A 22,066-nucleotide genomic window follows, 5' to 3' on the forward strand; every position below is an offset into this window, starting at 1 on the left:
AAAAGCTCTTTAACAATTTAAACCTATCAATCTGTGTGGGCACTCGTTGATGAAAATCAAAGTTAAGTCTTTGTTCTTGTAACAAAGCAACTTAGGTTTCAATGAACTGAGTGACCAATCAAGACTTCGGTCTTGGCACAGTCAATTCATTACCATTCTGTTGGAATGGTAATAGCTTTAAAATTACGTCTTACTTTCGAGTAAGAGCAGTTTTGAAGTCAGTATTCGTTGAGCCGACAAAATCTTAAATTGAAGAGTTTGATCATGGCTCAGATTGAACGCTGGCGGCAGGCCTAACACATGCAAGTCGAGCGGCAGCACAGAGAAACTTGTTTCTCAGGTGGCGAGCGGCGGACGGGTGAGTAATGCCTGGGAAATTGCCCTGATGTGGGGGATAACCATTGGAAACGATGGCTAATACCGCATAATAGCTTCGGCTCAAAGAGGGGGACCTTCGGGCCTCTCGCGTCAGGATATGCCCAGGTGGGATTAGCTAGTTGGTGAGGTAATGGCTCACCAAGGCGACGATCCCTAGCTGGTCTGAGAGGATGATCAGCCACACTGGAACTGAGACACGGTCCAGACTCCTACGGGAGGCAGCAGTGGGGAATATTGCACAATGGGCGCAAGCCTGATGCAGCCATGCCGCGTGTGTGAAGAAGGCCTTCGGGTTGTAAAGCACTTTCAGTCGTGAGGAAGGTGGTAGTGTTAATAGCACTATCATTTGACGTTAGCGACAGAAGAAGCACCGGCTAACTCCGTGCCAGCAGCCGCGGTAATACGGAGGGTGCGAGCGTTAATCGGAATTACTGGGCGTAAAGCGCATGCAGGTGGTTTGTTAAGTCAGATGTGAAAGCCCGGGGCTCAACCTCGGAATAGCATTTGAAACTGGCAAGCTAGAGTACTGTAGAGGGGGTAGAATTTCAGGTGTAGCGGTGAAATGCGTAGAGATCTGAAGGAATACCGGTGGCGAAGGCGGCCCCCTGGACAGATACTGACACTCAGATGCGAAAGCGTGGGGAGCAAACAGGATTAGATACCCTGGTAGTCCACGCCGTAAACGATGTCTACTTGGAGGTTGTGGCCTTGAGCCGTGGCTTTCGGAGCTAACGCGTTAAGTAGACCGCCTGGGGAGTACGGTCGCAAGATTAAAACTCAAATGAATTGACGGGGGCCCGCACAAGCGGTGGAGCATGTGGTTTAATTCGATGCAACGCGAAGAACCTTACCTACTCTTGACATCTACAGAAGCCAGCGGAGACGCAGGTGTGCCTTCGGGAACTGTAAGACAGGTGCTGCATGGCTGTCGTCAGCTCGTGTTGTGAAATGTTGGGTTAAGTCCCGCAACGAGCGCAACCCTTATCCTTGTTTGCCAGCGAGTCATGTCGGGAACTCCAGGGAGACTGCCGGTGATAAACCGGAGGAAGGTGGGGACGACGTCAAGTCATCATGGCCCTTACGAGTAGGGCTACACACGTGCTACAATGGCGCATACAGAGGGCAGCGAACTTGCGAGAGTAAGCGAATCCCAAAAAGTGCGTCGTAGTCCGGATTGGAGTCTGCAACTCGACTCCATGAAGTCGGAATCGCTAGTAATCGTGAATCAGAATGTCACGGTGAATACGTTCCCGGGCCTTGTACACACCGCCCGTCACACCATGGGAGTGGGCTGCAAAAGAAGCAGGTAGTTTAACCTTCGGGAGGACGCTTGCCACTTTGTGGTTCATGACTGGGGTGAAGTCGTAACAAGGTAGCGCTAGGGGAACCTGGCGCTGGATCACCTCCTTACGTATAGATTCTCTTGGTGAGTGTCCACACAGATTGATTAGGTTTAGAAAGTAAAGAGACGATACTGGGTCTGTAGCTCAGGTGGTTAGAGCGTTCGCCTGATAAGCGAGAGGTCGGTGGTTCAAGTCCACTCAGACCCACCAATCTTTCCTTGTGAAGATTGAACAGTATCGACACCTGATGGGGTTATAGCTCAGCTGGGAGAGCGCCTGCCTTGCACGCAGGAGGTCTGCGGTTCGATCCCGCATAGCTCCACCATCTTTAAGTGTTCTTGAAAAAGAATCTTTAAAAATGGTTCATTTCTTTAAATAGAAAACAGAATCTTGCTCTTTAACAATTTGGAAAGCTGACAAATAACGATTTGATTAATCGTTATTTATTAAAAGTTCTCAAATCCTAGATGACATAGTCATTTAGGTACCAATACACATTCAAGTGTTCTTGGGAATCTTACTTTATAAGTAAGTATTCATATTTGAGTCCGGCAAAATCGAAAATGTCTCTCGCTCATTCAAATAATGAGAGACAACTAAACCTTGGTTGTTTGCCATACATAAGACCTCTTGGGGTTGTATGGTTAAGTGACTAAGCGTACACGGTGGATGCCTTGGCAGTCAGAGGCGATGAAGGACGTATTAACTTGCGATAAGCGTAGATAAGGCAGTAAAAGCCACTTGAGTCTACGATTTCCGAATGGGGAAACCCACTCACATAAGTGAGTATCATTAACTGAATACATAGGTTAATGAGGCGAACCGGGAGAACTGAAACATCTAAGTACCCCGAGGAAAAGAAATCAATTGAGATTCCGAAAGTAGCGGCGAGCGAAATTGGATTAGCCCTTAAGCTTTTAATGACACAGGTGAAGGCTCTGGAAAGTGCCGCGATACCGGGTGATAGCCCCGTAACCGACATGTCATTTTAAGTGAAAACGAGTAAGGCGGGACACGTGATATCCTGTTTGAATATGGGGGGACCATCCTCCAAGGCTAAATACTCCTGACTGACCGATAGTGAACCAGTACCGTGAGGGAAAGGCGAAAAGAACCCCTGTGAGGGGAGTGAAATAGAACCTGAAACCGTGTACGTACAAGCAGTAGGAGCCTCTTCGTGGGGTGACTGCGTACCTTTTGTATAATGGGTCAGCGACTTATATTCAGTGGCAAGGTTAACCGTATAGGGGAGCCGTAGGGAAACCGAGTCTTAACTGGGCGTTCAGTCTCTGGATATAGACCCGAAACCGAGTGATCTAGCCATGGGCAGGTTGAAGATTGAGTAACATCAATTGGAGGACCGAACCGACTAATGTTGAAAAATTAGCGGATGACTTGTGGCTAGGGGTGAAAGGCCAATCAAACTCGGAGATAGCTGGTTCTCCCCGAAAGCTATTTAGGTAGCGCCTCGGACGAATACTACTGGGGGTAGAGCACTGTTAAGGCTAGGGGGTCATCCCGACTTACCAACCCTTTGCAAACTCCGAATACCAGTAAGTACTATCCGGGAGACACACGGCGGGTGCTAACGTCCGTCGTGGAGAGGGAAACAACCCAGACCGCCAGCTAAGGTCCCAAATGATTACTAAGTGGGAAACGATGTGGGAAGGCTCAGACAGCTAGGATGTTGGCTTAGAAGCAGCCATCATTTAAAGAAAGCGTAATAGCTCACTAGTCGAGTCGGCCTGCGCGGAAGATGTAACGGGGCTAAGTAATCAACCGAAGCTGCGGCAATGCAATTTATTGTATTGGGTAGGGGAGCGTTCTGTAAGCCGTTGAAGGTGTGTTGTAAAGCATGCTGGAGGTATCAGAAGTGCGAATGCTGACATGAGTAACGATAAAGGGGTGAAAAACCTCCTCGCCGGAAGACCAAGGGTTCCTGTCCAACGTTAATCGGGGCAGGGTGAGTCGACCCCTAAGGCGAGGCCGAAAGGCGTAGTCGATGGGAAACGGGTTAATATTCCCGTACTTCTTACAATTGCGATGGGGGGACGGAGAAGGCTAGGTGGGCCTGGCGACGGTTGTCCAGGTTCAAGTGCGTAGGCTTGAGAGTTAGGTAAATCCGGCTCTCTTTAAGGCTGAGACACGATGTCGAGCTACTACGGTAGTGAAGTCATTGATGCCATGCTTCCAGGAAAAGCCTCTAAGCTTCAGATTGTAAGGAATCGTACCCCAAACCGACACAGGTGGTCGGGTAGAGAATACCAAGGCGCTTGAGAGAACTCGGGTGAAGGAACTAGGCAAAATGGTACCGTAACTTCGGGAGAAGGTACGCTCTTGACGGTGAAGTCCCTCGCGGATGGAGCTGATGAGAGTCGCAGATACCAGGTGGCTGCAACTGTTTATTAAAAACACAGCACTGTGCAAAATCGTAAGATGACGTATACGGTGTGACGCCTGCCCGGTGCCGGAAGGTTAATTGATGGGGTTAGACTTCGGTCGAAGCTCTTGATCGAAGCCCCGGTAAACGGCGGCCGTAACTATAACGGTCCTAAGGTAGCGAAATTCCTTGTCGGGTAAGTTCCGACCTGCACGAATGGCGTAATGATGGCCACGCTGTCTCCACCCGAGACTCAGTGAAATTGAAATCGCTGTGAAGATGCAGTGTACCCGCGGCTAGACGGAAAGACCCCGTGAACCTTTACTACAGCTTGGCACTGAACATTGAACCTACATGTGTAGGATAGGTGGGAGGCTTTGAAGCGCAGACGCTAGTTTGTGTGGAGCCGTCCTTGAAATACCACCCTTGTATGTTTGATGTTCTAACTCAGACCCGTCATCCGGGTCGAGGACAGTGCCTGGTGGGTAGTTTGACTGGGGCGGTCTCCTCCCAAAGAGTAACGGAGGAGCACGAAGGTGGGCTAAACACGGTTGGACATCGTGTGGTTAGTGCAATGGCATAAGCCCGCTTGACTGCGAGAATGACAATTCGAGCAGGTGCGAAAGCAGGTCATAGTGATCCGGTGGTTCTGAATGGAAGGGCCATCGCTCAACGGATAAAAGGTACTCCGGGGATAACAGGCTGATACCGCCCAAGAGTTCATATCGACGGCGGTGTTTGGCACCTCGATGTCGGCTCATCACATCCTGGGGCTGAAGTCGGTCCCAAGGGTATGGCTGTTCGCCATTTAAAGTGGTACGCGAGCTGGGTTTAGAACGTCGTGAGACAGTTCGGTCCCTATCTGCCGTGGGCGTTGGAGAATTGAAGGGGGCTGCTCCTAGTACGAGAGGACCGGAGTGGACGAACCTCTGGTGTTCGGGTTGTTACGCCAGTAGCATTGCCCGGTAGCTAAGTTCGGAATTGATAACCGCTGAAAGCATCTAAGCGGGAAGCAAGCCCTGAGATGAGTTCTCCCTGGCACTTTAAGTGTCCTAAAGGGTTGTTCGAGACTAGAACGTTGATAGGCAGGGTGTGTAAGTGCTGTGAGGCATTGAGCTAACCTGTACTAATTGCCCGTGAGGCTTAACCATACAACACCCAAGGGGTTTTGTGGGCTCAAAGCAAGAACAGAATTGAATGTGTAGAGAACATTAACAGCTTTCCGAATTTTAAAATTTTGCTTGGCGACCATAGCGATTTGGACCCACCTGATTCCATGCCGAACTCAGAAGTGAAACGAATTAGCGCCGATGGTAGTGTGGGGTCTCCCCATGTGAGAGTAGGACATCGCCAGGCTCATATTCATGACTTGCTTACTTATTAAGCGAGTCAACATAGAGTTCTAAAATGTTTAGAATTTTATGTTGACTTTCAAAGCATGAAGCGTAATATACGCGTCCTGCCCAAGTGCTAAGGCACTGAAAGCAAAGCTCTTTAACAATTTAAACCTATCAATCTGTGTGGGCACTCGTTGATGAAAATCAAAGTTAAGTCTTTGTTCTTGTAACAAAGCAACTTAGGTTTCAATGAACTGAGTGACCAATCAAGACTTCGGTCTTGGCACAGTCAATTCATTACCATTCTGTTGGAATGGTAATAGCTTTAAAATTACTTCTTGCTTTCGAGTAAGAGCAGTTTTGAAGTCAGTATTCGTTGAGCCGACAAAATCTTAAATTGAAGAGTTTGATCATGGCTCAGATTGAACGCTGGCGGCAGGCCTAACACATGCAAGTCGAGCGGCAGCACAGAGAAACTTGTTTCTCGGGTGGCGAGCGGCGGACGGGTGAGTAATGCCTGGGAAATTGCCCTGATGTGGGGGATAACCATTGGAAACGATGGCTAATACCGCATAATAGCTTCGGCTCAAAGAGGGGGACCTTCGGGCCTCTCGCGTCAGGATATGCCCAGGTGGGATTAGCTAGTTGGTGAGGTAATGGCTCACCAAGGCGACGATCCCTAGCTGGTCTGAGAGGATGATCAGCCACACTGGAACTGAGACACGGTCCAGACTCCTACGGGAGGCAGCAGTGGGGAATATTGCACAATGGGCGCAAGCCTGATGCAGCCATGCCGCGTGTGTGAAGAAGGCCTTCGGGTTGTAAAGCACTTTCAGTCGTGAGGAAGGTGGTAGTGTTAATAGCACTATCATTTGACGTTAGCGACAGAAGAAGCACCGGCTAACTCCGTGCCAGCAGCCGCGGTAATACGGAGGGTGCGAGCGTTAATCGGAATTACTGGGCGTAAAGCGCATGCAGGTGGTTTGTTAAGTCAGATGTGAAAGCCCGGGGCTCAACCTCGGAATAGCATTTGAAACTGGCAAGCTAGAGTACTGTAGAGGGGGTAGAATTTCAGGTGTAGCGGTGAAATGCGTAGAGATCTGAAGGAATACCGGTGGCGAAGGCGGCCCCCTGGACAGATACTGACACTCAGATGCGAAAGCGTGGGGAGCAAACAGGATTAGATACCCTGGTAGTCCACGCCGTAAACGATGTCTACTTGGAGGTTGTGGCCTTGAGCCGTGGCTTTCGGAGCTAACGCGTTAAGTAGACCGCCTGGGGAGTACGGTCGCAAGATTAAAACTCAAATGAATTGACGGGGGCCCGCACAAGCGGTGGAGCATGTGGTTTAATTCGATGCAACGCGAAGAACCTTACCTACTCTTGACATCTACAGAAGCCAGCGGAGACGCAGGTGTGCCTTCGGGAACTGTAAGACAGGTGCTGCATGGCTGTCGTCAGCTCGTGTTGTGAAATGTTGGGTTAAGTCCCGCAACGAGCGCAACCCTTATCCTTGTTTGCCAGCGAGTCATGTCGGGAACTCCAGGGAGACTGCCGGTGATAAACCGGAGGAAGGTGGGGACGACGTCAAGTCATCATGGCCCTTACGAGTAGGGCTACACACGTGCTACAATGGCGCATACAGAGGGCAGCGAACTTGCGAGAGTAAGCGAATCCCAAAAAGTGCGTCGTAGTCCGGATTGGAGTCTGCAACTCGACTCCATGAAGTCGGAATCGCTAGTAATCGTGAATCAGAATGTCACGGTGAATACGTTCCCGGGCCTTGTACACACCGCCCGTCACACCATGGGAGTGGGCTGCAAAAGAAGCAGGTAGTTTAACCTTCGGGAGGACGCTTGCCACTTTGTGGTTCATGACTGGGGTGAAGTCGTAACAAGGTAGCGCTAGGGGAACCTGGCGCTGGATCACCTCCTTACGTATAGATTCTCTTGATGAGTGTCCACACAGATTGATTAGGTTTAGAAAGATAAGAGTATCTTAGTGTCCCGTTCGTCTAGAGGCCTAGGACACCGCCCTTTCACGGCGGTAACAGGGGTTCGACTCCCCTACGGGATACCATCTTTAAGCATTCTTACGAGTGTGTTTAAAAATGGTTTTCGTTAGAAAATCTTGCTCTTTAACAATTTGGAAAGCTGACAAATAACGATTTGATTAATCGTTATTTATTAAAAGTTCTCAAATCCTAGATGACATAGTCATTTAGGTACCAATACACATTCAAGTGTTCTTGGGAATCTTACTTTATAAGTAAGTATTCATATTTGAGTCCGGCAAAATCGAAAATGTCTCTCGCTCATTCAAATAATGAGAGACAACTAAACCTTGGTTGTTTGCCATACTAAAGACCTCTTGGGGTTGTATGGTTAAGTGACTAAGCGTACACGGTGGATGCCTTGGCAGTCAGAGGCGATGAAGGACGTATTAACTTGCGATAAGCGTAGATAAGGCAGTAAAAGCCACTTGAGTCTACGATTTCCGAATGGGGAAACCCACTCACATAAGTGAGTATCATTAACTGAATACATAGGTTAATGAGGCGAACCGGGAGAACTGAAACATCTAAGTACCCCGAGGAAAAGAAATCAATTGAGATTCCGAAAGTAGCGGCGAGCGAAATTGGATTAGCCCTTAAGCTTTTAATGACACAGGTGAAGATTCTGGAAAGTATCGCGATACCGGGTGATAGCCCCGTAACCGACATGTCATTTTGAGTGAAAACGAGTAAGGCGGGACACGTGATATCCTGTTTGAATATGGGGGGACCATCCTCCAAGGCTAAATACTCCTGACTGACCGATAGTGAACCAGTACCGTGAGGGAAAGGCGAAAAGAACCCCTGTGAGGGGAGTGAAATAGAACCTGAAACCGTGTACGTACAAGCAGTAGGAGCCTCTTCGTGGGGTGACTGCGTACCTTTTGTATAATGGGTCAGCGACTTATATTCAGTGGCAAGGTTAACCGTATAGGGGAGCCGTAGGGAAACCGAGTCTTAACTGGGCGTTCAGTCTCTGGATATAGACCCGAAACCGAGTGATCTAGCCATGGGCAGGTTGAAGATTGAGTAACATCAATTGGAGGACCGAACCGACTAATGTTGAAAAATTAGCGGATGACTTGTGGCTAGGGGTGAAAGGCCAATCAAACTCGGAGATAGCTGGTTCTCCCCGAAAGCTATTTAGGTAGCGCCTCGGACGAATACTACTGGGGGTAGAGCACTGTTAAGGCTAGGGGGTCATCCCGACTTACCAACCCTTTGCAAACTCCGAATACCAGTAAGTACTATCCGGGAGACACACGGCGGGTGCTAACGTCCGTCGTGGAGAGGGAAACAACCCAGACCGCCAGCTAAGGTCCCAAATGATTACTAAGTGGGAAACGATGTGGGAAGGCTCAGACAGCTAGGATGTTGGCTTAGAAGCAGCCATCATTTAAAGAAAGCGTAATAGCTCACTAGTCGAGTCGGCCTGCGCGGAAGATGTAACGGGGCTAAGTAATCAACCGAAGCTGCGGCAATGCAATTTATTGTATTGGGTAGGGGAGCGTTCTGTAAGCCGTTGAAGGTGTGTTGTAAAGCATGCTGGAGGTATCAGAAGTGCGAATGCTGACATGAGTAACGATAAAGGGGTGAAAAACCTCCTCGCCGGAAGACCAAGGGTTCCTGTCCAACGTTAATCGGGGCAGGGTGAGTCGACCCCTAAGGCGAGGCCGAAAGGCGTAGTCGATGGGAAACGGGTTAATATTCCCGTACTTCTTACAATTGCGATGGGGGGACGGAGAAGGCTAGGTGGGCCTGGCGACGGTTGTCCAGGTTCAAGTGCGTAGGCTTGAGAGTTAGGTAAATCCGGCTCTCTTTAAGGCTGAGACACGATGTCGAGCTACTACGGTAGTGAAGTCATTGATGCCATGCTTCCAGGAAAAGCCTCTAAGCTTCAGATTGTAAGGAATCGTACCCCAAACCGACACAGGTGGTCGGGTAGAGAATACCAAGGCGCTTGAGAGAACTCGGGTGAAGGAACTAGGCAAAATGGTACCGTAACTTCGGGAGAAGGTACGCTCTTGACGGTGAAGTCCCTCGCGGATGGAGCTGATGAGAGTCGCAGATACCAGGTGGCTGCAACTGTTTATTAAAAACACAGCACTGTGCAAAATCGTAAGATGACGTATACGGTGTGACGCCTGCCCGGTGCCGGAAGGTTAATTGATGGGGTTAGACTTCGGTCGAAGCTCTTGATCGAAGCCCCGGTAAACGGCGGCCGTAACTATAACGGTCCTAAGGTAGCGAAATTCCTTGTCGGGTAAGTTCCGACCTGCACGAATGGCGTAATGATGGCCACGCTGTCTCCACCCGAGACTCAGTGAAATTGAAATCGCTGTGAAGATGCAGTGTACCCGCGGCTAGACGGAAAGACCCCGTGAACCTTTACTACAGCTTGGCACTGAACATTGAACCTACATGTGTAGGATAGGTGGGAGGCTTTGAAGCGCAGACGCTAGTTTGTGTGGAGCCGTCCTTGAAATACCACCCTTGTATGTTTGATGTTCTAACTCAGACCCGTCATCCGGGTCGAGGACAGTGCCTGGTGGGTAGTTTGACTGGGGCGGTCTCCTCCCAAAGAGTAACGGAGGAGCACGAAGGTGGGCTAAACACGGTTGGACATCGTGTGGTTAGTGCAATGGCATAAGCCCGCTTGACTGCGAGAATGACAATTCGAGCAGGTGCGAAAGCAGGTCATAGTGATCCGGTGGTTCTGAATGGAAGGGCCATCGCTCAACGGATAAAAGGTACTCCGGGGATAACAGGCTGATACCGCCCAAGAGTTCATATCGACGGCGGTGTTTGGCACCTCGATGTCGGCTCATCACATCCTGGGGCTGAAGTCGGTCCCAAGGGTATGGCTGTTCGCCATTTAAAGTGGTACGCGAGCTGGGTTTAGAACGTCGTGAGACAGTTCGGTCCCTATCTGCCGTGGGCGTTGGAGAATTGAAGGGGGCTGCTCCTAGTACGAGAGGACCGGAGTGGACGAACCTCTGGTGTTCGGGTTGTTACGCCAGTAGCATTGCCCGGTAGCTAAGTTCGGAATTGATAACCGCTGAAAGCATCTAAGCGGGAAGCAAGCCCTGAGATGAGTTCTCCCTGGCACTTTAAGTGTCCTAAAGGGTTGTTCGAGACTAGAACGTTGATAGGCAGGGTGTGTAAGTGCTGTGAGGCATTGAGCTAACCTGTACTAATTGCCCGTGAGGCTTAACCATACAACACCCAAGGGGTTTTGTGGGCTCAAAGCAAGAACAGAATTGAATGTGTAGAGAACATTAGCAGCTTTCCGAATTAACAAATTTGCTTGGCGACCATAGCGATTTGGACCCACCTGATTCCATGCCGAACTCAGAAGTGAAACGAATTAGCGCCGATGGTAGTGTGGGGTCTCCCCATGTGAGAGTAGGACATCGCCAGGCTTTTATTTAGCACCAAGCGCTAACCAATGCGGAGCGGTAGTTCAGTTGGTTAGAATACCGGCCTGTCACGCCGGGGGTCGCGGGTTCGAGTCCCGTCCGCTCCGCCACTATTTGAAGCCTCGTCAGAAATGACGGGGCTTTTTTGCGTCTGAAGGAAAGTGACCAATATGAAGCGGCAGCTCAGTGGGTGGCACTTGTTTAACAAAAAGCCGACCTGTCACACTGGGGAAGTACAATAAGGTGTATAAATTACGGTAGGGTCTTTTGAGGAATCATGAGCTTGTTACGTTTGAAGACATCGTTTTAGCAGGGCTAGTCCATATTGACTGAATTCTTTGTCTCCTTTTCATCCCACTCTTCAAATGTTTTACCATCTCAAAAAAACAGATATAAAAAAGCCGATGCAGATGCATCGGCTTCGAACGTATTACGCTTAAGCTCTTTTGGCTGCTTTTAGTTTAAGCGCTTCTTTTTCTGAGCCAGACAAAAATGCCAGTTCTAATCCGTTTATCTGAGCTTGGCGAATTTGCTCTTGAGACAGACCCGCTTGAGGTGCTGCGACTTCATACTCGTGTGGCAGTTCTATACCCTCTACTGCTGGGTCATCGGTATTTAGGCAAGCAAGCACACCATGCTCTAAGAATTGCTTAAGAGGGTGGCTATGTAAGCTTTCTACCGTACTTGTCTGTATGTTTGATGTTAAGCAAGATTCAATACCAATCTTATGCTCCGCAAGGTAGTCCATCAATTTTGGATCTTGAATAGCTTTCACACCATGTCCAATACGTGTAGCACCAAGATCTTGGATTGCCTGCCACATACTTTCTGGACCAGCCGCTTCACCAGCATGAACTGTGATATTTAAGCCTGAGTCACGAACTTGCTTAAAGTGGCTAGTGAAAAGCTCACCAGGTTGACCCAGTTCGTCACCCGCTAAGTCCACTGCAATAATGTTATCTCGTTGAGATAGGATTGCGTTGAGTTCTTGCTGGCAGGCCTCTGTGCCAAACGTACGGCTCATGATGCCTATAAGGTTAGCCTTGATGCCAAAGTCACGAATACCAGCTTTCACGCCATCAACGACGGCTTCTACGACACCTTCAACCGGTAAGTTGTGCTTCATCGCCATGTAATAAGGAGAGAAGCGAAGTTCAGCGTAGTCAATCTGAGCGTTCAGTGCATCTTCTACGTTTTCATAGGCTACGCGTTTGCACGCATCTAAATCGCCTAATACCGCTACACCCCAATCGAGTTTTGATAGGAATGCGACCAATGAGGGTTCTGCTTCTACTATCTGCACATGAGGTGTTAAATCGATAATGTTATTCGCGGGTAATTTCACACCAAACTTTGTGCCTAAATCTAGGATAGTTTGAGTGCGTATATTGCCATCTAAATGACGGTGTAAATCCGTTAATGGTAAGTTCTTGGTTATCATTATCTATCCCCATTGTTATCTGGGTGAAGTATAAGAACCAATGTCGCAGCTGTCAGTAGCTGATCGAGGCAAAATAAACCTAATTTGCTGTTTTTTGCCTCATGTTAACTAAGTTTGTTGGCCATTCTTGGTAAGGCATTGGTTTACTGAATAGAAAGCCTTGACCTTGTGGGCAGTTTAGCTGATGAAGCAAGTCTACTTGCTCCTGAGTTTCTATCCCTTCTGCGACAAGCTGTACTTTAAAACCTTTCATCATGTTGATAATGGCCGCAACGATACTTTCTTCAAGATGATCATGATTAAGCTGAGTAACAAAGGCTCTATCTATTTTCAAGCAATCAAAGGGCAGCTTATGAAGGTAAGATAATGAGCTGTAGCCAGTACCAAAATCATCGATAGCAATGTGTATCCCAAGCTTTTTCAACGCAAGCATGTTGCTCAAAATGATAGGGTCGTTATCCACGATTTTAGATTCGGTAATCTCTAACGCTAGATTGCTTGGGCTTAATTTGGTGATACGTAGTATTTCTTCAAGTTGCGGTAGGAAGAGATAGCTGGAAAGCTGACTTACAGACAAATTGACGTGCATACGAAAATCGCATGCCCATTTCCCTTCTTCAATCCCTTTTACTGTGTCGATACAAGCTTGAAGGAGTATCTGTTCACCAATAGTGTTGATCAGCCCACTCTCTTCAGCCACAGGAATGAATTCGGTTGGCGGAACCAAGCCAAGTTCAGGTGAAATCCAACGAGCAAGAGCTTCTGCGCCTAGAACTTCACCACTGTTTAAGTCAACGATCGGCTGATAGAACGGAACAAATTCATGCTTCTCGATGGCGACTTTTAACAGGGTAACCATCTGCGTTCTTTTACGAGATATTCCCGCCATTTCCGGTGCGTAGTAACTGATTCGTGTTGAATCAGATTTGGCATTGCTTAAAGCGATACTGCCATTTCTCAGCCAAACGGTCATATTGGTTGAGTCAGAGTTATGCACGATGCCGATAGATACGTTGACGGCTATAGGTTCGTTTGGCATTGAGTAAGGTGTCGCAAATAATTGCAGAATACGGTTCGCTTCATCTTGAATTTCCTGCTCGTCTTTTACGAGAGGAAGATATAGCGCAAATTCGTCGCCGCCAATTCGAGCGATATAGGCATCGGATGCATAAATGTTTTTAAGCCGTTGTGCGATAGCAATAAGCAGTTGGTCTGCCAATTGGTGACCCAAGCTATCGTTGATATCCCTGAATTTATCAATACCAATAAGGAACAAACAGCCGTTGAGTTTTTTTAGGTTACTGCAACTTTCAACTAAACCTTCGCGACTATATAGTTTAGTGAGTGAGTCATACACCAACTGAGTTCGCAGTGCTTTAAACGATGCTTTCAGGTTGTTGGCCATTTCATTAAACGCGTGAACCAGTAAGCTGGTTTCATAGATGTTGCCTGATTTTGGCATTGGCGTTGCCCAGTCACCACGTGCCAAATGTTGAGCGGCGGCGGCTGTTGATGTAATTGGCGCAGTAATACGGTTAAATGCGATGTAGCCGATACCGATACCAAGCATGCTAATTAACAGGCCTATATACCAAGCATTACGTTGATTGTAGGGCATTTCACCTAAGAGCTTGGGTTCAGAAATTGAGACACCAATAAACCAATGCAATCCAAATTCGTCTTCAAAAGGAGTGACTTTGTTGAAATAGCGATCACTGTTGACATATGTGACAAAGTTTTTAGTCGCAATACTTGTAGGCACATCAAGTTGTTTGAAGTGTTCAGCACTAGCTTTAATAACAGGACTGGCGTTCTCTGTAGCCATGAGACGCGTTCCTTTTGGTGATAAGCTGGTTCCCCAAGAAACCACGCCTCCAGCACTTGAGTGAGCAACTAATCGATGCTCATGATCAAAAATATAGACATCAGCTTCAGTCTGAAGCTTCATTTCGCGTAGAAAAGCATTAAAGGTATCGATTTTGACATCGGTAACGGATACACCGACAAACTGTTTATCTTGGAAAACCGGGCTTAATGAAGAAAGAGTGATTTCTTGTCGTTCATCGGCGTTGGTATAAATTGAAGACCACATTGGTTTATGGTGTTCAGCGACAGGAACATACCAAGGTCGCTCTCTTGGATCGTAGTTTTCAATGACAGTTCGAATATTATTGCTGATGATATCATTTTGATAAATAACGAGCTTATTTTGGGTTCTCTTGTCTTGAACCATCAATGTGTAGTTGTGATCGTTCTCTTTCCTGAACCCGACATACTCCGCGTTTATTCCGCCAAAACCAGCAGAATCTATTTGCGGGATAGATTTGTAGATCTGGGAAAAATTGAATCTGAAGAAGTCCTCTATTTTTTGCGTATCACCTTTTTGAAAGAGGTGACTGAAGCCAAGGTTGTGGCTCAGACTTAAGTTGGCTAAAAAAGGTTCTTCAAGAAAATTATAGAGGCGCTGCTCCACATTATTGGTCAGGTAGGTCAGTTGTTTGCTACTGATATCCTGAACCATTTGTTCGTAGTTGGCTTTTTGGACAAAAGCAATGACTCCGAACGTGACCGAGAAGATGATCACGAACGGTAGCAATACAGCGGTTTTTAATTTTATTTGCTTTTTAAAAGGCATATCCCTGATCTTAATAAAAGCACTATCCCTATGCTTACAGGAAAGGATCCTTCAAATGCCTGATAAAAATAAAATCAGTACAGTTCTTTGAGTTTCCTTGTAAGCGTGTTACGACCCCAGCCTAGTACTTTTGCAGCATCTTGTTTATGACCATTCGTATGATGTAGTGCTGCTTCTAGAAGTATACGTTCGAATTCAGGTAATGCGTACGAAAGAATTTCCGTTTCTCCCGATGCCAATGCTGATTTAGCCCACGACTCCAACTGCTTTTGCCAACTGGTGTCATTTTCAAAATCGACACTCTTCTTCTCTGAAATCAATTCTGATGGAAGATCACTTGGCAGAACCTCTGAACCGCTTGCCATGACCGTTAACCAACGACACATGTTTTCTAGTTGGCGAACGTTACCCGGCCAATCTAGACGGTTAAGGATTTCTACAGCTTTAGGATGAAGAGTTTTCATCTCGACACCAAGTTCTTTAGCGGCAAGTGCGAGGAAATGTTGAGTGAGCTTCTCGATATCTTGACGGCGTTCACGTAAAGATGGAATTTGAATACGTATTACATTCAAACGATGGAACAAGTCTTCACGAAACTTACCTTGGTGAACCAGTTTTTCTAAGTTCTGGTGAGTCGCAGCTACGATACGTACATCAACCTTTATCGCTGAGTGACCACCCACACGGTAGAACTGACCATCTGCCAATACCCGTAATAAACGAGTCTGAATATCGAGTGGCATGTCACCGATTTCATCAAGGAACAGTGTACCGCCGTTTGCTTGCTCGAATCGGCCTTGGCGCACGTTGTTTGCCCCTGTAAAGGCACCTTTTTCGTGACCAAAGAGCTCAGATTCAATCAAATCTTTAGGAATCGCAGCCATGTTTAGAGCGATAAATGGTTTTTGAGCGCGAGGACTGTGACGATGCAGAGCATGCGCGACCAGCTCTTTACCCGTACCGGATTCACCGTTAATCAATACAGAGATGGAAGAACGAGACAAGCGACCGATAGCGCGAAACACTTCCTGCATAGCCGGAGCTTCACCAATGATTTCTGGTGAATCATATGACTGCTCTAGTTGTTTTGATTGTTCTTTACGTTGCTCTTGGCCGTGCGCAATGGCTCGTTCAACCAGAGTAAGCGTTTCATCCACATCAAACGGTTTTGGTAAATATTCAAATGCGCCTTTTTGGTAGGCGTTAACCGCCGCGTCCAAATCAGAGTGAGCGGTCATGATGATGACGGGCAGTTCTGGTGAACGTGAATGTACTTGGTTGAGTAACTCGATGCCGTCAATCCCCGGCATACGAATATCGGAAACTAACACATCAGGTGTTTCTCGCTCTAACGCCATTAAAACGCTTTCGGCATCGGAAAAGGTTTCACATTTGATATTGGCTGATGAAAGAGTCTTTTCCATAACCCAGCGGATAGAACTGTCGTCATCGACAACCCATACGTATCCTTTACTCATAGTTTTAATTCCTTAGCAGCAAATCTTGTGACTAATGTGTCTAAATTGGTAAATAAATGGTGAATGTGGTTCTGCCTGGCCAGCTTTCTACTTCGATTTTTCCATTATGCTGGTCGATCAGGTTTTGAGAGATTGATAGCCCTAGACCGGTACCGCCTTCGCGTCCACTGACCATCGGGTAGAACAAGGTGTCTTGCAGTTCCATAGGAATGCCCGGACCATTGTCTGTAATCTCTATTCTGGCCACTAACTTATGTCGTTGGCCTTGAATAGTTGCTTGATGAACGGTTCTGGTACGCAGCGTGATTTGTTGATGTTTTTGATTAGATAAGATTTGTGCTGCATTACTGACGATATTAAGCAGTGCTTGTTCAATTTGGTCTGTGTCCATCACGATGTCAGGTAGGCTTGGGTCATAGTCACGTTCGATGACTAATTCAGGCCCACCTTCGAGTTCAACAAGCTGACGAACCTTTTCCAAAATAAGGTGCAGGTTTTCCGATTTCTTTTTGCCCGGTTTTTGCGGACCCAGTAATCGGTCTACCAGAGCCCTCAGGCGATCAGCTTGTTCAATAATAATTTGGGTATATTCGGTGAGGCTTTGATCGGGCAACATTCGCTCTAAAAGCTGCGCAGCGCCTCGTAACCCGCCTAGAGGGTTCTTAATTTCATGAGCCAATCCGCGAACCAGTAATTTGGCGGCTTGTTGCTGTGCATGTTGGTTGAGTTCTTGAGTTAGGCGTCTTTGCTGACCAATACGGCGCATTTCGACTAACAAATACAACTCTTTTTCCCACGACATTGGGCTAACCGTCACTTCAAGCATCAATGGTTTACCGTCGACAACAAAAGTCACGTCACTATCAGTAATGCTCTGGCCACTTTGCAAAGGTTGAGTCAGTAATGCTAAATCCATTGATGCGTGTTGAATCAGCTTGGAAAGTGGTTGGTTGGTAATACGTTTGGCGCTTTGTGAGAACAGTTGCTCGGCTGCTGGGTTTGCAAAACGTACGCACAACAATTCGTCCAACATTAAAGTGGCCGTAACGACGTTGTTTAAAATGGTGTGACTCAGTTCTGCATTCACAGTTTTTTTCCTTGTCCGTGTTCCAAAATAATGCAACGCACCTTTTTGGTGCATTGAAATGTCAAGTATGGCGCAACGGTATGCAAAGAAAAAGAAAAACTCTTTGTGATATCAGGCTAATTAGTGGCTTATCGACTAATTCACGGACGCCCGATGAAGATACACCGTTACTCCAGAGGTAGATGCAATAACCTTGCCGCTTCCAACTGCCTGAATTGAAAAGTGATGAGTGCCTCGCTCGATGTTTTTTAGATGCCACACTGTTTTGGTGCTAGGTGCACTAATTGGCTGTCCATTCATCAACAATTGTAGCTGTTCGGGGTCAGTTAGTTCTCTGTTTAAGCCGATAGTGATGCTTATGTTGCCTGCATTGCTGCGAATGGTTTCACCATCACTGGGCGACAAGATACTGATACTGAGTGGTGTTAAGGTTTTCTCAATGCTTTGAGGTTTTGGGGGGTTAGCCGCGGTTAATAAGGGGGCGTTATTGGGAGTTTTGAAACTCGATATTGCGAGAGGCGTTGCTTTTGGTTCTGGGGTATCACTGAAATGCTGTACACCGTTGTCGTCTAACCAAGTGTAGATCTCTTGGCTTATTGCTGAGTTACTTATACTCAGCAGAAAAAATAGAAGTAGAGCGTTTTTCAATGTGAACTCCGATACGAAGTGGAATCAAATGGTGCTGATTATGCTAATGAGAAATTCGTATCTGAGAATAGAAAAAAGGCCCGCCTGCGAGGCGAGCCTGATATATCGTGAAAGCGAATTCTTATACTGAGTAGTACAGTTCGAACTCTAGTGGGTGAACGGCTACGTTCACACGTTGTACGTCTTTAGTCTTCAGCTCGATGTAAGAGTTGATGAAGTCATCAGAGAATACACCGCCAGCAGTTAGGAACTCACGGTCTTGATCTAGACATTGCAGAGCTTGTTGTAGAGACTCTGCAACTTTTGGAATCTCTGCTTCTTCTTCTGCTGGTAGGTCGTACAAGTCTTTATCCATAGCTTCGCCTGGGTGGATCTTGTTCTTAATACCGTCAAGACCAGCCATCAGCATTGCTGCGAATGCTAAGTATGGGTTTGCTGCTGGATCTGGGAAGCGAACTTCGATACGACGAGCTTTAGGGCTTGGTACCACTGGGATACGGATAGACGCAGAACGGTTACGTGCTGAGTAAGCAAGCATAACTGGCGCTTCGTAGTGAGGAACCAAACGTTTGTACGAGTTAGTTGCTGGGTTAGTCAACGCGTTCAGTGCACGAGCGTGTTTGATGATACCACCGATATAGTAAAGCGCCATTTCAGATAGGCCGCCGTACTTGTCGCCTGCGAATAGGTTAACACCGTCTTTCGCTAGAGATTGGTGAACGTGCATACCAGAACCGTTGTCGCCAACGAGTGGTTTAGGCATGAAAGTCGCTGTTTTACCAAACGCGTGAGCTACGTTGTGAACAACGTACTTGTAGATTTGAATTTCGTCAGCTTTTGCTGTTAGCGTGTTGAAACGAGTTGCGATTTCGTTCTGACCCGCAGTTGCAACTTCATGGTGGTGAGCTTCAACAACAAGGCCCATTTCTTCCATGATTAGACACATAGCAGAACGAAGATCTTGAGATGAATCCACTGGAGCTACTGGGAAGTAACCACCTTTAACGCCTGGACGGTGACCTTTGTTACCATCTTCGTAATCAGAACCAGTGTTCCACGCAGCTTCTACGTCATCGATCTTGAAGAAAGAACCAGACATGTCAGTTGAGAACTTAACATCGTCAAATAGGAAGAATTCTGGCTCTGGACCAACAAGAACTGTGTCTGCGATACCAGTTGAACGCATGTACTCTTCAGCGCGTTTAGCGATAGAACGAGGGTCGCGGTCGTAACCTTGCATTGTTGCAGGTTCTAGGATGTCACAACGGATGTTTAGCGTTGATTCTTCTGTAAATGGGTCTAACACAGCAGATGCAGCATCAGGCATCATCACCATGTCAGATTCATTGATGCCTTTCCAGCCAGCAACTGATGAACCATCGAACATTTTGCCATCTTCGAAGAAGTCTGCATCGATTTGGTGAGCAGGAATCGAAATGTGTTGCTCTTTACCTTTTGTATCTGTGAAACGTAGGTCCACAAACTTAACTTCGTTTTCTTGAATCAGCGATAGTACGTTTTCTACTGACATCTCGGATAACCTCCAGTGTTAATAAAGCGATTTGGGCTCGAATCAAAATTAGTTTCTTGCATCAATCAGTGCTTAAACCCATCTTAATCGATGTTGGTCACATGCTTGCGATATTCGTGCCAAACATTTTAGCCTATATAAATCAATGCATTACTTGCATTATGTTTTTTTGGTGCTTACTGTTGCACCAAAAAGATCCTTTAATGAACTGAAATGGTGCAACTGCTTGTGCAGTGCACCAATTTCTATCAAAGCGTACACTATTCACACAATGATTCACTCAATTTTTTTAAGTGTAATTAACTATAATTTGTCACTGTTTGTTTTAAATCAGATTAACGACTAGGCTCTATAGAGTGAAAATCAGCGTGATAGATCACATATTCCTAGGTTTTTCGTCAAAATCTGGTACATTATTGCCCGTTTTTTGAACCAAATTAAGGCTACGTTTTTATATCCCATAAAGGCGGGCTATTTTGTGTATATAAGTGAAGCAAACTCCATGGCTACTCCACAGATAGATAAATTAAGAAATATCGCGATCATCGCGCACGTTGACCACGGTAAAACGACTCTTGTTGATAAACTACTCCAACAATCGGGTACGTTAGAATCACGCGGTGACATCGAAGAGCGAGTCATGGACTCGAACGATATCGAAAAAGAACGCGGTATTACAATTCTTGCTAAGAACACAGCAATTAACTGGAACGACTACCGTATCAACATCGTAGATACTCCGGGACACGCGGACTTCGGCGGTGAAGTTGAACGTATTATGTCAATGGTTGACTGCGTATGTTTGATCGTTGACGCTGTTGACGGCCCTATGCCACAAACTCGTTTCGTAACGCAAAAAGCGTTTGCTCACGGTTTGAAGCCAATCGTTGTTATCAACAAAATCGACCGTCCAGGTGCTCGTCCTGATTGGGTAATGGACCAAGTTTTTGACCTATTTGATAACCTAGGTGCAAGTGATGAGCAGCTAGATTTCCAAGTGGTTTACGCTTCAGCTCTTAACGGTTGGGCGACTCTGGAAGAAGGCGTAACTGGCGAGAACATGGAACCATTGTTCCAAGCTATCGTAGACAACGTAGAACCACCACAAGTTGACCCTGCTGGCGCATTGCAAATGCAGATCTCTCAGCTTGATTACAGCTCATACGTAGGTGTAATCGGTGTTGGTCGTGTAACTCGCGGTACGGTAAAACCAAACCAACAAGTAACAGTAGTTGGTGCTGATGGTAAGAAACGTAACGGTAAAGTAGGTACAGTTCTTGGCTACCTAGGTCTACAACGTTCTGAAACTGAGCAAGCAACTGCTGGTGACATCGTTGCGATCACTGGTCTTGGCGAACTTAAGATTTCAGATACCATCTGTGACGTGAACACGGTAGAAGCACTTCCACCGCTAAGCGTTGACGAACCAACGGTAACCATGACTTTCCAAGTAAACACTTCTCCGTTTGCTGGTAAAGAAGGTAAGTTCGTAACTTCACGTAACATTCTTGAGCGTCTTGAAAAAGAATTGGTTCACAACGTAGCACTACGTGTTGAGCAAACAGACGATCCAGATAAATTCCGTGTTTCTGGCCGTGGTGAGCTTCACCTGTCAATTCTTATCGAGAACATGCGTCGTGAAGGTTTTGAGCTTGCTGTATCTCGTCCAGAAGTAATTCTGAAAGAAGAAAATGGTCAGCTAATGGAACCGTTTGAAACTGTGACTATCGACGTTCAAGAAGAACACCAAGGCGGTATCATGGAGAAAATCGGTATGCGTAAAGGCGAACTGAAAGACATGTCTCCAGACGGTAAAGGCCGTGTGCGTCTTGACTTCATGATGCCTTCTCGTGGTCTGATTGGTTTCCAAACAGAGTTTCTAACGCTAACATCTGGTTCAGGTCTTCTTTACCATACGTTTGATCATTACGCACCGCACAAAGGCGGCGAAATTGGTCAGCGTGTAAACGGTGTATTGATTTCAAATGCTACTGGTAAAGCATTGACTTATGCGCTATTTAACCTTCAAGAGCGTGGTCGTCTATTTACAGAGCACGCTGACGAAGTGTACGAAGGTCAAGTAATTGGTATCCATAACCGTTCAAATGACCTGACAGTTAACTGTTTGAAAGGTAAACAGCTAACTAACGTACGTGCATCTGGTACTGATGAAGCTCAAGTTCTGACTCCAGCTATCAAGTTTACTCTAGAACAAGCTCTAGAATTCATTGATGATGATGAACTAGTGGAAGTAACACCAGAGAGCATCCGTATCCGTAAGCGTCACCTAACGGAAAACGATCGTAAACGTGCATCTCGCGGTTAATTAACCCTAT

7 protein-coding genes, 4 tRNA genes and 6 rRNA genes are annotated in these 22,066 nt (G+C 46.7%); 11 read left to right on the forward strand and 6 right to left on the reverse strand.

Features of this window, described 5'->3' with window-relative positions; all coding sequences use genetic code 11:
- Positions 1-246 precede the first annotated feature (246 nt).
- The 10 genes from P4S58_RS00005 (at position 247) to P4S58_RS00050 (ending at position 11,020) form a co-directional block, all read left to right on the forward strand.
- Positions 247-1,788, forward strand: a 16S ribosomal RNA gene (locus P4S58_RS00005).
- Positions 1,789-1,854: 66 nt separating this feature from the next.
- Positions 1,855-1,931, forward strand: a tRNA-Ile gene (locus P4S58_RS00010).
- A gap of 39 nt (positions 1,932-1,970) precedes the next feature.
- Positions 1,971-2,046 (forward strand) — tRNA-Ala (locus tag P4S58_RS00015).
- A 317-nt stretch (positions 2,047-2,363) separates the two neighbouring features.
- Positions 2,364-5,252, forward strand: a 23S ribosomal RNA gene (locus tag P4S58_RS00020).
- A gap of 89 nt (positions 5,253-5,341) precedes the next feature.
- Positions 5,342-5,457, forward strand: a 5S ribosomal RNA gene (gene rrf / locus P4S58_RS00025).
- 375 nt (positions 5,458-5,832) lie between these two features.
- Positions 5,833-7,374, forward strand: a 16S ribosomal RNA gene (locus tag P4S58_RS00030).
- A 67-nt stretch (positions 7,375-7,441) separates the two neighbouring features.
- Positions 7,442-7,517 (forward strand) — tRNA-Glu (locus P4S58_RS00035).
- A 303-nt stretch (positions 7,518-7,820) separates the two neighbouring features.
- Positions 7,821-10,709, forward strand: a 23S ribosomal RNA gene (locus P4S58_RS00040).
- Between the two features lie 88 nt (positions 10,710-10,797).
- Positions 10,798-10,913 (forward strand): 5S ribosomal RNA (rrf, locus tag P4S58_RS00045).
- Together the 16S, 23S and 5S rRNA genes with 4 tRNA genes alongside form the textbook arrangement of a ribosomal RNA operon.
- Positions 10,914-10,943: 30 nt before the next feature.
- A tRNA-Asp gene (locus P4S58_RS00050) sits at positions 10,944-11,020 on the forward strand.
- A gap of 326 nt (positions 11,021-11,346) precedes the next feature.
- On the opposite strand, the gene add is transcribed toward P4S58_RS00050, so the two are convergent.
- From add to glnA, 6 genes are all read right to left on the reverse strand, one after another.
- Positions 11,347-12,351: an adenosine deaminase gene (gene add, locus P4S58_RS00055; RefSeq protein WP_102962798.1), complete on the reverse strand. Its 1,005-nt coding sequence runs from the start codon at positions 12,349-12,351 to the stop codon at positions 11,347-11,349.
- 79 nt (positions 12,352-12,430) lie between these two features.
- Entirely contained in the window at positions 12,431-14,986 is a 2,556-nt protein-coding gene (locus P4S58_RS00060) for a GGDEF and EAL domain-containing protein (RefSeq protein ID WP_102962799.1), read from the reverse strand.
- Between the two features lie 74 nt (positions 14,987-15,060).
- Entirely contained in the window at positions 15,061-16,464 is a 1,404-nt protein-coding gene (glnG, locus tag P4S58_RS00065; RefSeq protein ID WP_042484779.1) for a nitrogen regulation protein NR(I), read from the reverse strand.
- 40 nt (positions 16,465-16,504) lie between these two features.
- Positions 16,505-17,551, reverse strand: a complete 1,047-nt coding sequence (gene glnL / locus P4S58_RS00070; protein WP_180980127.1) for a nitrogen regulation protein NR(II) — start codon at positions 17,549-17,551, stop codon at positions 16,505-16,507.
- Between the two features lie 135 nt (positions 17,552-17,686).
- Positions 17,687-18,199: a DUF4124 domain-containing protein gene (locus P4S58_RS00075; RefSeq protein ID WP_102962801.1), complete on the reverse strand. Its 513-nt coding sequence runs from the start codon at positions 18,197-18,199 to the stop codon at positions 17,687-17,689.
- Positions 18,200-18,320: 121 nt separating this feature from the next.
- Positions 18,321-19,730 carry a glutamate--ammonia ligase gene (glnA, locus tag P4S58_RS00080; protein ID WP_102953912.1) on the reverse strand — a complete coding sequence of 470 codons (1,410 nt, stop codon included), beginning with the start codon at positions 19,728-19,730 and terminating at the stop codon, positions 18,321-18,323.
- Between the two features lie 502 nt (positions 19,731-20,232).
- Between glnA and typA the strand changes: the two genes are divergently transcribed.
- A complete protein-coding gene (gene typA, locus P4S58_RS00085) occupies positions 20,233-22,056 on the forward strand; it encodes a translational GTPase TypA (RefSeq protein WP_042484791.1) in 1,824 nt (607 codons plus the stop codon).
- Positions 22,057-22,066 lie beyond the last annotated feature (10 nt).

It is taken from the genome of Vibrio sp. Hal054 (assembly GCF_037162405.1).
In the GTDB taxonomy this organism is placed as follows: Bacteria; Pseudomonadota; Gammaproteobacteria; order Enterobacterales; family Vibrionaceae; genus Vibrio; species Vibrio diazotrophicus.